Annotated in this window: 11 protein-coding genes; 1 reads left to right on the top strand and 10 read right to left on the bottom strand. The window is 71.5% G+C overall.

The window, feature by feature from the left end; translation table 11 throughout:
- The first annotated feature begins 1 nt into the window (after position 1).
- Complete coding sequence (locus ISU07_RS22210) at positions 2 to 406, top strand: nuclear transport factor 2 family protein (protein WP_194709037.1); 405 nt, start codon at positions 2 to 4, stop codon at positions 404 to 406.
- Here ISU07_RS22210 and ISU07_RS22215 read toward each other — a convergent pair.
- The 10 genes from ISU07_RS22215 to ISU07_RS22260 form a co-directional block, all read right to left on the bottom strand.
- The gene (locus tag ISU07_RS22215; RefSeq protein ID WP_194709038.1) at positions 369 to 2,246 is read right to left on the bottom strand and encodes a GH39 family glycosyl hydrolase; all 1,878 of its coding nucleotides are present in this window, start codon (positions 2,244 to 2,246) and stop codon (positions 369 to 371) included. The two genes, ISU07_RS22210 and ISU07_RS22215, sit on opposite strands and share 38 nt — an antisense overlap.
- The gene (locus ISU07_RS22220) at positions 2,246 to 3,847 is read right to left on the bottom strand and encodes a glucoamylase family protein (protein ID WP_194709039.1); all 1,602 of its coding nucleotides are present in this window, start codon (positions 3,845 to 3,847) and stop codon (positions 2,246 to 2,248) included. Before ISU07_RS22220 ends, ISU07_RS22215 begins: the two co-directional genes overlap by 1 nt.
- Before the next feature lie 34 nt (positions 3,848 to 3,881).
- Positions 3,882 to 4,778, bottom strand: coding sequence for a carbohydrate ABC transporter permease (locus tag ISU07_RS22225; protein WP_194709040.1), 897 nt, complete (start codon positions 4,776 to 4,778; stop codon positions 3,882 to 3,884).
- Entirely contained in the window at positions 4,775 to 5,776 is a 1,002-nt protein-coding gene (locus tag ISU07_RS22230; protein ID WP_194709041.1) for a carbohydrate ABC transporter permease, read from the bottom strand. The genes ISU07_RS22225 and ISU07_RS22230 overlap by 4 nt, the downstream gene beginning before the upstream one ends.
- 14 nt (positions 5,777 to 5,790) lie before the next feature.
- Positions 5,791 to 7,095, bottom strand: coding sequence for a sugar ABC transporter substrate-binding protein (locus tag ISU07_RS22235; RefSeq protein WP_194709042.1), 1,305 nt, complete (start codon positions 7,093 to 7,095; stop codon positions 5,791 to 5,793).
- On the bottom strand, positions 7,095 to 8,144 hold the full coding sequence (locus tag ISU07_RS22240) for a LacI family DNA-binding transcriptional regulator (RefSeq protein ID WP_194709043.1): 1,050 nt from the start codon (positions 8,142 to 8,144) through the stop codon (positions 7,095 to 7,097). Before ISU07_RS22240 ends, ISU07_RS22235 begins: the two co-directional genes overlap by 1 nt.
- Positions 8,145 to 8,343: 199 nt before the next feature.
- Complete coding sequence (locus tag ISU07_RS22245; protein WP_228522403.1) at positions 8,344 to 9,252, bottom strand: GNAT family N-acetyltransferase; 909 nt, start codon at positions 9,250 to 9,252, stop codon at positions 8,344 to 8,346.
- Positions 9,225 to 10,316, bottom strand: a complete 1,092-nt coding sequence (locus ISU07_RS22250) for a threonine aldolase family protein (protein ID WP_194709044.1) — start codon at positions 10,314 to 10,316, stop codon at positions 9,225 to 9,227. The genes ISU07_RS22245 and ISU07_RS22250 overlap by 28 nt, the downstream gene beginning before the upstream one ends.
- A gap of 137 nt (positions 10,317 to 10,453) precedes the next feature.
- Positions 10,454 to 11,227: an isocitrate lyase/PEP mutase family protein gene (locus ISU07_RS22255; protein WP_194709045.1), complete on the bottom strand. Its 774-nt coding sequence runs from the start codon at positions 11,225 to 11,227 to the stop codon at positions 10,454 to 10,456.
- A 21-nt stretch (positions 11,228 to 11,248) separates the two neighbouring features.
- On the bottom strand, positions 11,249 to 12,148 hold the full coding sequence (locus ISU07_RS22260) for a class I SAM-dependent methyltransferase (RefSeq protein ID WP_194709046.1): 900 nt from the start codon (positions 12,146 to 12,148) through the stop codon (positions 11,249 to 11,251).
- Positions 12,149 to 12,155: the final 7 nt, after the last annotated feature.

Below are 12,155 nucleotides of genomic sequence, written 5' to 3' on the forward strand. Positions count from 1 at the left end.
GATGGACCGCGACACCGCCCAGACCTGGCTCGACGACTACGTCGCGGCCTGGAAGTCCTACGACCGCGACGCCATCGCCGCCCTCTTCGCCCGAGACGTCGCCTACCGCTACCACCCGTACGACGAGCCGCTGGTCGGCCGCGACGCCGTGGTGGACTCCTGGCTGGGCGAGAACGACGCCGACGGGGCCTCGACGCGCGACGCCCCCGACACCTACGACGCTCACTACATGCCGTACGCCGTCGACGGCGACACCCTCGTCGCCACCGGGACCTCGGTCTACCAGGACCACCCGGACGGCCCGGTGACCCACACCTTCGACAACTGCTTCCTCATCCGGTTCGACGACGAGGGCCGGTGCGTGGAGTTCACCGAGGTCTACATGGAGCGGCCTGGCCCCGCGTGACCCTCAGGCTCGACATCGACGGCATCGGCAGGTCGAAGCCGACCTCGAGCCGGCCGTCGCCGTCAGCGGTGACCGCCCGGTCCTCGCCGAGCTGCTCGAGCCGGTCGGCGGCCCGCAGCTGCATCCACTGCTCGTCGGTCGGCCAGTCCTGGTCGCCGTCGCGCAGACGGCCCCAGACCGCCGCGATGTTCGAGCGGTGGTCGTCGACGCGGTCGTGGTGCACGACGTACGCCGCTCCGGGCTCGAGCCCGGACACCGCCACGGTGACGGGGCGACCGAGCTCGGCGGAGCCGGACGCCTTGGTCTGGTCGAGGGTGAGGTTCCAGACCAGCACCCCGACGTCGCCGTCGTCCGTGCGCGCCGCCAGGGCCTCGACGAGCGAACCGGCGCCGTCGCCGGTGAGCGTCACCCCGACCTGCTGCTCGGGCAGTGCCTCGAGCAGCGCGAGTGCCCACCACCGGGGCTTGCGCAGCTCGCCCACGGTGCGGGTGCCGAAGCCGCCGTGCAGCAGGGCCGGCGGACGGCCGAGCTCCTCGAAGTGGTCGGAGACCACCCAGTAGGACAGCGCCTCGATCCGGCCCATCGCCGAGGCCATGCCCCGCAGCAGGAAGGTGCCGGCGAAGACCGCGTCGCTGACCTCGTTGAAGTGCGTCGGGGTGACGCCCCACTCGGTCCACCAGACCGGCACGTCCGGCCGCCCGTACCTCTCGAGCATCGGCTTGAAGTCCAGCGGCGGGCTGCCGTAGGTGTGCGTCGACACGAAGTCGACCGGCGAGCCGGTGCGCTCGGCATGGGCGAGCAGCTCCTCGACCCAGCCGGACGCCGCGGACGACGGTCCGCCGACGAGCAGCCGCTCGTCGACCGAGCGGACGGCGTCCGCGGTGACGTCGTACAGCCGGAGGTACTCCTCCGGCGTGCCCGACCAGAACACCTCGAGGTTCGCCTCGTTCCAGACCTCGAACGACCAGTGCTCGACGAGGTCCTCGATGCCGTGGCGGTCGGCGAGGTGCTGCACGAGGTCGCGGATCAGCTCGCCCCATCGGTCCCAGTCCTTCGGGGGCGAGACGATCGCGGCGTACTCGAACACCGTCTTCGACGGGTCGGACGCGAGGTCGTGCGGCATGAAGGACAGCTCGACGACGGGGTACATGCCGATCGAGCGCAGGTGGTCGTAGACCCGGTCGACGCCGGTGAAGTCGTGCACCGGCCGGCCGTCGACCTCGCGGTAGACGCCGAGGTCGTCGCCGAGGATCGCGTGCGCGCGCACGTGGCTGACGCCGAGCTCGTCGTGCGCGGCCTTCAGCGCGGAGGTGAGCTCCTCACCGATCACGCGCCCGCCGGTCTGCTCGGTCGCCAGCATGTGGGAGAGGTGCTCGCTGCCGATCATCGGCCGCCACGGCCGCGGCAGCACGCCCCGGCCGTCGGCGGCGTCCACCTCGACGGTGACGCCGCCGGCCGGGCCGGCGAGAGGCGTCGCCTCCACCGGCTCCGACCGCTCGCCCTCGACGTGCACGTCGGAGAGCGACGCGACGGCGTACCACCGCGACTCCCCCGGCGTGCCCGTCGTGTCGGCGTACGGCGGGTGCGGGACGGCGAGCACGTCGCGACCGGCGTGGTCGAGCGGCTCGAACGGACCGTCGGCCGACGCCGCGGCGTACACCTGGTAGCCGATGGCGCCCGCCACCGGCGACCAGGTGAGCGAGACCTGGTGTGCCCCCGAGACGGCCTCCAGGTCCTTGGGCGGGTCGAGACGCGGCGCGTTGCCGCCGAAGGCGGCGCCGCTGCGCGTGCCGATCCGCTGTTCCCAGTCCTGGCGAGCACCGGGCTGCTCGGCGGGCATCAACGCACTCCCGCCGCGAAGACCTCTTCGCGCATCATCGGCTCGAGCTTCTCCTGCATCGCCCCCGTGGACACGTACCTGCGCATGTCGTCGCCCGCCAGCGCGTTGCCCAGCGCGGCCATGATCATGCCCTGGTCGAGCGAGAGGTAGCGCCGGCTGACCCGGCCGCTGGTGACGTCGATCGCGTCGTAGAAGCCACCGGGACCGTAGGCGTCGAAGTTCGCGCGCAGCTTGGCCAGGTTGGCCAGCGCCGCGTCGGGCGCGTAGCGGTAGGCGAGGAAGGACGCGTGCGGGGTGACGACGCCGTCGCCGTACTCGGACGCGGCCGGCGGGTCGACGTCGCCGGGGCGGCAGCCGTCGTACGGCTGGTTCCAGACGGTGCGGTCCTGGTCGCTCGTGTAGCCACCGGCGTTGGAGTCGCCGGCGTCCATGCCGAGCGCGTCCACGCCGTACTCGCGGTAGCCGCCGGCCGGGTTGTTCGACGGCGAGAAGCCCCAGTAGCCGTACTGCGCGTCGTCGAGGCCGTGCTCGATCTGGCCGTGGACGTACAGCGGGTGGTTCACGCCCCAGCTGCGCGGGCCCCACTGGTCCTCGGGCACGAACAGCGGCACCATCAGCGCCTCGAACATGCTGCCGCCCCACGTGGGCACGACGTCGACGTCGCGGTAGGGCAGGGCGCCCTCGAAGACCGGGATGCCGTCGTAGGTCTGCCACCCACCGACGGGCTTGGTCTCGGTCCAGCTGTAGTCGCAGTTGTCGTTGTAGAACGTCCGGACCGGGCCCCAGTAGTGCTTGGTGGGGATCTGGCCGGCGGCGATGCCGAGGTACGACGCCATCCGCGGCTCGGTGTTGAAGGCGCCGTAGCGGTGGCAGGTCTGGTAGACGGGGTCCGTCCCGGGCTTCAGCGCGACCAGCTGGGAGCAGCCGTTGGGCGGGTCGACCCAGAAGCCGCCGCTGATCTGGCCCCCGACGGGCTGGTCGGCGGTGAGCTTGGCGCCGGCGTTCTCGTCGTAGAACCAGCTGAAGTCCATCTTCTGGCGGATCGCGTTCGCCCGCTCCGCGAGCGTGCTGTCGGACCGGGCCACGACCAGCAACCCGGTGGCCAGCCAGCCGTTGTCGACGCTGGAGAGGAACGGGTAGACGGGGTCGCCGTTCTCGGGCCAGGTCGTGAGCTTCTCACCGGTCTGGGGGTCGTACCAGTTGTAGAACATCCCGGACGGCTCGTGGATCTCGAGGGTGGCCAGCGTCTTCAGCGTCAGCTTGATCCGCGCCCGCGCCTCCTTCTGGCTGATCAGCCCGGTGTCCTCGGCGACCGTCGTCGACCACAGGTAGGCCCCGATGTTGGTCGGGGAGGTGTACCGCGCCCGGCTGTTGCCGGCGAGGCTGCCTGCCACGTTGTCCGAGACCAGACCCGTGTCCGGGTCGACCATGGCCGTGAAGGACTTCCACGTGTCGGCGAGGTAGGTGTCGAGGACGGCCGGCTGGTCACCGGCGGCGGTGACTGCTGCCCCGGAGGCGGCAGGGGTGCCGCTCGAGGTCAGCAGGCCGGCGGCCAGTGCTCCGGCCGCCAGGGTGGCGGCGAGGGAGGTGCGCACGCGCATGAGGGTTCCTTTCCGAGATGGGAACGACGAGCGGTTACTTGATGCCCGTCATGGCGATGCCTTGCATGATGTGGCGCTGCAGGAAGAGGAAGAGCACCAGCACCGGGATGACCACGACGACCGAGCCGGCCAGCAGCAGGCCGTACTGGGTGGCGTTCTGGCCGACGGCGTACAACGCCAACGCGACCGGGAGGGTGTACTTGTCCTCGGTCTGGGCCACGACCAGCGGCCACAGGAAGTTGTTCCACGAGCCGAGGAAGGTCAGGATCCCGAGCGTCGCCAGGGCCGGCCCGCACAGCGGCAGGATCACCGAGGCGAAGATCCGCAGCTCGCCGGCACCGTCGATGCGTGCGGCCTGGATCAGCTCGTCGGGCAGCGCCGAGATGTACTGCCGCATCAGGAACACGCCGAACGGCGCGGCCATGAACGGCAGGATCATCCCGATCAGCGTGTTCGAGAGACCCATCTTGGTGGTCAGCACGAACAGCGGGATGAACGTCACCACCCCGGGCACCATCAGCGTGCCCAGCACGATGACGAACATCAGCTTCTTGCCGGGGAAGCTCAGCTTCGCCAGGGCGTAGCCGAGCATCGAGCAGAAGACGACGTTCCCGACGGTGACCGAGAGCGCCACGATGACCGAGTTCATGAAGTACGTCGGGAAGTCCAGCTGCGTGAACAGCCGGTCGTAGTTGTCCAGGGTCAGGGTCTCGGGCCACCACGTCGGCGGCACCGCCCGGACCTCGGCCTCGGGCTTGAACGAGGAGATCAGCATCCAGACGAACGGGATGACGACGAGGAACAGCCCGACGAGGAGGACCGCGTAGATCCACGGCGGCGTCGTGATGCTGTCGTCGCGCTGGTTCGGGGCGACGACGGCCTCGTCCTCGCCGGCCTTGGGGTCGTGGGTGACGCTGTGCGTGGTCGTCATCTCTTCACCTTGTCCTCACGGTCGCCGAGCAACCGGAACTGCACGAACGTCAGCACGACGATGGCCAGGAAGAGCAGGTAGCTCGCCGCGGCGGCGTACCCGAGGTTGCCGAAGCCGAACTGGTCGAAGGTGTAGAAGGTGACCGAGCGCGTGGAGTCGAGCGGACCGCCGTGGGTCATGATGAACGCCTCTTCGAAGAACTGCAGGTAGCCGATGCCGGTGATCACGGCGCCGAAGAGCATCACCGGACGCAGCATCGGCAAGGTGATGTGGCGGAACCGTCCCCAGCCGTTCGCGCCGTCCACCTCGGCGGCCTCGTTGAGCTCCTTGGGGATGGTCTGCAGGCCCGCCAGGAAGATCACGAACAGGGTGCCGAAGTTCCGCCAGGCGGCCATCAGGACGAGGCTGGGCAGCGCCAGCGTGGTGCTGTCGAGCCAGCCGGGCCCGTCGACGCCGACCCAGCTCAGGACCGTGTTGAACAGGCCGCCGTTGTCGCGGTACAGGTACTTCCAGACCACGGAGACCGCCACGATGCTGGTCACGACGGGGAGGTAGTAGCCCACCCGGAAGAAGCCCTTGAGCCGGTTCACCCGGTTGACCAGGACCGCGACGAACAGCGCGATGGCCATGGTCAGCGGCACGCCGAGCACGAGGTACAGCAGCGTGTTGAGGGTGACTTTACGGAAGAGAGGGTCCTCGATGAGCTTGGTGAAGTTGTCGAGCCCCACGAAGTTCACGCCGAACGGCGTGCGGATGTCCACGCGCCGCATGTCGGTGACACTCATCCCGAGGCTGGCCAGCACCGGTCCGAGCGTGAACGCCAGGAAGAGCAGCGTGAACGGCAGCGCCAGTGCCCAGGCCGCGATGGCCTGCTGGCGCCGCGTGGGGTCGACGTGCCTACTCGGCGAGGGGCCGCCCGCGGACCGCGGCTTGTCGCCGCGGTCCGGGGAGTCGACCTCGGACCCTCGTTGGCCCTGTTGCTGGTGCGTGGTGCTCATGTGGGATCAGTCCCTCAGAGCCCGGTGCCGATCGACTCCGCCTGCTTCTGCATCGCCGACACGGCGTCGTCGGGGCTGGTGTCGCCCTTGGTCGCCTTCTCGGTCTCGCTGTCGACCGCGGCGGAGAGCTGGTCCCAGGTGGGGACGGCCGGCGGGGCCATCGTGCTGTCGAGCTGCTCGCCGAAGATCTGCAGCTGCGGGTCGTCGGCCAGCTTGCCGGTGTCCCAGGCGGACTTGACCGCCGGCAGGTCGCCGACCAGGTCGTAGAAGCCCTGCTGGGTCTCCGGGTCGCTCAGCCACTGCACGAACTTCCAGGCGGACTCCTTGTTGTCGGAGTCGCTGAAGACCGCGAGGTCGCCACCGCCGACGAAGGACGTGCCGGGCGCACCGTCGGCGCCGGGGAACGGCGCGATGGCGTACTGGTCCTGGGTGACACCGGCGTCCTCGACCAGCCCGGTGTGCCACGGACCGGAGATGAACGAGCCGTAGGTGCCGTCGGCGAACCCGCTCTCGAGCTCACCGGCGTCCAGCGTCCGCGTCGGGCTCAGACCGTCGTCGAAGAAGGTCTTGTAGAACTCCAGGGAGTCGGTCATCTCGGGCGAGTCGAGGGTGTACTCGGTCCCGTCCTCGTTGGTCAGCGTCGCACCGTTGGACCAGGCGAACGGCATGAACGTCTGCCACGAGCCGGTGCCGCCGGCCGGGAGCTGGATGCCGTACTCGGCGCCGCCCTTGGACTGCATGTCCGCGGCGAACTGGTGGAGCTCGTCGAGGGTCTGCGGGGCCTGGTCCCAGCCGGCCTTCTTGGCCAGGTCCGTGCGGTAGTACAGGACGCGGGTCTCGACGTACCAGGGGACGCCGTACGACGTGCCACCGACCTCCGTGGACCCCCAGGCGCCCTCGTAGAAGTCGGCCGGGTCGACCAGGTCCGCCGGGGTCGGGTCGATGCCGCCGCTCTCGGCGAACTCGCCCATCCAGGTGGTGCCGACCAGGGTGACGTCCGGGGTCTCACCGGAGGCGATCGCGTTCGCGATCTTGTCGTGCGCGGCCTCCCACGGGATCGCGGTCACCTCGACCTTGGCGTCGGGGTTGTCCTCGTTGAAGCCCTTGGCGAAGTCCTGGAGGGCGTCGCCCTCGGTGCCCATGGCCCAGACCTCGATGGTGCCGGTGGCGGCGCCGTCCGAGACCGCGTCCCCCTGGCCCGCGGCTCCGGAGCTGCCCTCGTCGCGACCGCACGCGGTCATCGTCAAGGCGAGGGCGAGCCCGGCAGTGGTGAGCGCGGCCAACGGTCGTCGGATCGCGCGTGTCCGAGATGTGTTCATCAGGGGGTTCCTTCCGAGGTGGTGGTGCTGGTGGTGGTGCTGGTCGTGGTGCTGGTGGTCGTGCTGGTGGTCGTGCTGGTGCGGACGATGAGCTCGGTGGCGAGGACCTCGTGGACGTGCTCCTCGCGAGTGCGGTTGATCAGCTGGTCGAGCAGGTGGGCGGCGCGGGCGCCCAGGTCGCGCATCGGCTGGCGGACGGTGGTCAGCCCGGCGTACCGGGCGGCCATCACGTCGTCCCAGCCGGAGACGAGGGTGTCCTCGGGGACGCGGACGCCGGCGGCCCGCAGGCCCTGGAGCATCCCGAGCGCCAGCTCGTCGTTGGCGCAGGCGAAGGCGTCGGGCAGGCCCTCGGCCCGGCGCCTGGACAGGGCGGCCTCGGCAGCACGGACACCGCTGTCCTCGCTGAAGTCGGCGACCGGGACGACCGAGACCGTGGCACCGGCGCGCTCCACCGCGGCGCGCAGGGAGGTGAGTCGCTCGGCGACGTCGGAGGAGGCGTCGGGGTCGCCGACGAACGCGACCGTGCGGGCGCCGCGGTCGACGAGGTGGTCGCCGAGCATCGCCGCGGACGCGCTGTTCTCGGCGTTGACGGAGTCGGCGTCGGGGACGGGGGTGCGGGCGACCAGCACCACGGGGGTCCCACGACGGGTGATGCGCTCGATGACGTCCTCGTGGACGGCGTGGGCGAGGACGACGAGCCCGTCGCACCGTGCGGCCAGGCCGGCGACCAGGTCCGCGGCGTCGCGCCGGCCGTGCGTGGACAGGATGAGGACCGAGCGGTCGAGCTCGGCGGCGACCGACTCGTACCCGAGGACGACCTCGGCGTAGTACGGGCCGGACAGGTCGGGGAAGACGATGCCGTTCGCGGCGTGCCGGCCCTGCGCGAGCTGGCGGCCGAGCTGGCTCGGCACGTACTCGAGGTCGGCGGCCGCCTGCGTGACCCGCTGGCGGGTCTGCGGCGTCACGCTGTCGGCGTCCCGGAGGGCGCGGGAGACGGTGGCGATCGACACGCCCGCCCGATGGGCCACGTCCCGGATCGTGGTGGCCACGAGGAATCGCCTCCCGAGAGATCGTTCGGCCCGTCGTTCGGGCCCCTGGTTCGTGTAACCGGTTTCTGTAACCGGTTACATCACCGTGCCAGCCGGGTTTCCACCCCGTCAACCGTCCGGCCCCAAAACCACCCCGGGGGGTGGAACACCGCGTCGTACCCCTCGGCGCGGCGAGGGGGGCCGCTGGCGGTGGGAGGGGTCAGGCCTCCAGGGAAGGCCGGACGAACGTCACGGTCCGGGGGCCCGGGGTGAAGCCGATGCCCTGGTACACGCGCATCGGCACCGGGTAACCGTCGTCACCGCGCGGGCAGACCATGCCGAGGCGCGCGCCGAGGTCACGCGCGGCGGCCAGCCCGGCGACGCTGACCGCTCCGGCCAGGCCACGGCCGCGGTGGTCCGGCACGCAGCCGACCGGCTCGACCAGGGCCACGCCGTTCGTCTCGTCGAGCCAGATCGTGGCCGAGGCGACCAGCTCCCCCGCCTCGTCGACGGCCACCCAGTCCAGGTCGTGGCGGTACGGCGGGGTGCGCATCAGCCGCTCGTACGCCGCCGCGGTGACCTTCGACGTACCTCCCGGCTGGCTCCACGCAGCGCGGTGGCAGGCCGACCGCGGTCCGGCCTCGTCCGGGTCGACGTGCCGGAAGGTGTAGCCGGCGACCTCCGGCACGGGCAACAGGTTCTCGAGGTCGAGGTAGTGGTGGGTGAACCAGGGCATCTCGTCCTCGGGCAGGAAGCCCGCGCGGTCGAGGGCCGCGAACACGTGCTCCTCGGTGTCCAGCGCCATCGTCCGCACGGCGGACGACCCGGCGCGCTCGAGGAACCAGGCGATGGCCGCGTCACCGGCGTCGAGGGCGGCGGGGTCGACGCACAGCTCCATCCAGTCCTCGGACTCCGCCCAGGCCCAGGCCACCAGGTCCTCGTCGCGGGTCAGCACGGCGGCCGGTCCGTGGCCGAGGTCCTCGGGCAGGGCGTACGCGTAGCTCCACGCCAGCTGGCCGGGGTGGTGGCGTGCCTCGGGGGTCCAGATCCGGACGGCCAGCGCCTGCATGGCCGCCAGCGCCTCGGCGACCGGCAGCTCGGTCAGCTCCCGGTGATCTCCCTCAGCCACTTCGCCACCTCCTCGGGGTCCCGCGTCAGGGCGGCCTCGTGCACGGCGACCTCGCACGTCACCTCCCCCGGCACCGGCGCAGGCCGCCACATGCCGCACGGCTGGACCCAGGTCTCCTCCATGAACGCGATGACGCGCTCGTTGACGACGTCCGCGTCGGCATGGGCGAACAGCTCGAACGTGTTGGTCTGCGGCGGGTCGGGGTTCACCCGGACGCCCTTCGCGACCAGGCGCTCGGCGAGCCGGCGACCCCACGCGACGTACTCGGGCATCTTCGGCAGGTAGTCGCGCAGCCCGGCCAGCGCGCCGATGGCGAGCGGCGTCAGGTGGAACAGCGTCCCGCCCATCCGCTTGCGCCAGCGCCGCGCCTCGTCGACCACGTCCTGCTCCCCCACCAGGCACGCGCCGGCGAGACCGCCGAGGCCCTTGTAGAAGGAGACGTACGTCGTGTCCGCGAGGCCGGCGATGTCGGCGAGCGGCCGCTCGTAGTACGGCTGGCTCTCCCAGATCCGGGCGCCGTCGAGGTGCACGGCCGCACCGAGCTCGTGGGCCTTCGCCGTGATCGCGACCAGGTCGTCCCAGGCCGGCAGGACGCAGCCGGCGTCGCGCAGCGGCAGCTCGAGGAGGATCGCGCCGAGCCCCTGCCCGAGCCGCTCGACGTCGGCGACGGTCGGCAGCTCGCGGCCCATCGAGAGGTGCTCGAACCGGAAGCCGTGCACCAGCCGCGGGCCGTCGTCCTCGTGCTGGAGCAGGTGCGAGACCTCCGGGATGCCGACGCGCAGGCTGCCGCGTCGGTCGCAGTGCACCCGGAGCGCGGCCTGCTGGGCCATCACGCCACTGGGGAACATCGCGGCCGCGGGCTTGCCGAGCAGCCCGGCGACCTCCTCCTCGAGGCGCGCGACGGCGCCGCGCTCGGCGTACACGTCCCACTCCTCGATCCCGAGCTCCTCGGCCTGGACGGCCACCCGCCGCATCGCCTCGACAGGCGTGCTGCGCGGTGTCCAGAACACGTCGCCCTCGCAGCTGCGGGCCACCTCACGGAACCGGTCGGCGATCTCACTCACCCGGCCCACCCTGCCAGCACCGTCGTCGTGGTCGCGAGTGGCATGGCCGACGTCGTCCGGATGGGCGGTGGGTGGGGGTCGGTCCGGCGCGACGGGACCGACCCTGGCTCACCGCCACTCCGGGTCCCGAGCAGCGGTCAGTTCAGCGCGCGAGTACCCGGCGGCACGCCGTCGTCGACCGCCTCGACGAGCTCCTGGAGGGCGGTGAGGGCGACGCGCTGGGGGTACGGGCCGAACGACAGCCGGGCGACGCCGAGCTGCTCGAGCCGGCTGGCCGGCAGCATGCCCGGGACGCCGATCAGGCTCACCCTCCGCTCGCCGAGGGCGTCGACGAGGTCCTCGACCTCGGACTCCTGGAGCAGGCCGGGGACGAACACGACGGGCGCGCCGGCGTCGAGGTACGCGCGGCCCCGGGTGATCGCCTCCTGCATCACCTCGCGCCGGTCCTGGTCGCCGGCGCGAAGGTAGGCGTCGGTGCGCGCGTTGAGCGCGAAGTCTGGGACACCCTCGGCGTCCGCGGCGGCCATCACCGCCTCCACGACGGCCGCCGCCTCGGTGACCGGCTTCATCTGGTCCTCGATGTTGGCGCCCACGACGCCGAGGCCGATCGCCCGGCGGATGGTGCCTCCCGGGTCGCCGTACCCCGCCTCGAGATCCGCACTCACCGGCACGTCGACCGCCGCCGCGATCCTCCCGACCATGTCCAGCATCAGGTCGACCGAGATCCTCTCGCCGTCGGGATAGCCGTACGTCGCCGCGATGCCGTGGCTCGCCGTCGCGATCGCCCTCGTCTCCTCGACCGCCGCCACGGCCTTGGCGCTGGCGACGTCCCAGACGTTGACGAGGGTGAGGATCTTCGGGCTCGTGTGCAGGCCGAGCAGTTGGGTGGCGCGGGACGCAGCAGAGGTCATGCAGCGATCATGCCCATTCCCTCAAGCAGAGCGGTGCCAATGGGCCCGCACGCGGGCACCCAGTGACCGGGACCGGACGTCGAGCTCCGACCTCAGCCGCCGGACCCTCCGGCGCGCGTGGCTCAGTGCGACCAGGTCGTCGAACCACGCCTCCACGACGGCGTCCAGCGCCCGCGTCAGACCGGTCGGCGGAGGTACGACGACCGGATGGACCTCACCGGTGTCGTGCGCCGCGCTGCGGACCACCCACACCCACTCGTCGGGGATCAGCCCGAGGACGTGGCAGACCCGCTCCCCGACCAGGGACCGGGGCGAGGTACGGGTGAAGACCAGGCCGTTGTCGGCCAGCCGCTGCTCGAAGTCGTCGCCGTAGTAGCGCACGTGGTCGTGCTGGCCGAACCTGCGGACCCGCTCGGCCTCACCGGCCCCGAGGTCCTCGTCGGTCGGCCGGCCGAAGCGGATCGGCACCTGCACCAGACCGACCCCGCCCGGTGCCAGCACGCGAGCCATCTCCCGCATGGCCGCGGCGTCGTCGGGCACGTGCTCCAGCACGTGGTAGCAGACCAGCACGTCCACGCTCCCGTCGCGCAGCGGGATCGCGGTCACCGAGCCGAGCAGGTCGACGCCGCGCTCGTCGTAGCCGATGTCCATCCGCACGTGCCGGACCGGCTCGAGCTCAGCGAGCACGGTCGTCGTGCACGGCGCCGGTGCGATGTCCAGCAGCGTGCCGACGTCGACCAGCGGACCCAGGCAGGAGGTCAGGACGGCCAGGAAGCGTTGTCGCTCCAGGCTCTTGCAGCTCGGACATCGCGCGTCGGGACGGGCGCCGGGGCCGTTGCGGAACCGGCGGTCCGTCCAGTGCCCGCACACCGGACAGTAGCGTCGGGGAAGCTCGTGCCGGGGACCGGGGAAGTGGTCCATGACCTGA

It is taken from the genome of Nocardioides islandensis, assembly GCF_015352455.1.
Classification (GTDB): Bacteria; Actinomycetota; Actinomycetes; order Propionibacteriales; family Nocardioidaceae; genus Nocardioides; species Nocardioides islandensis.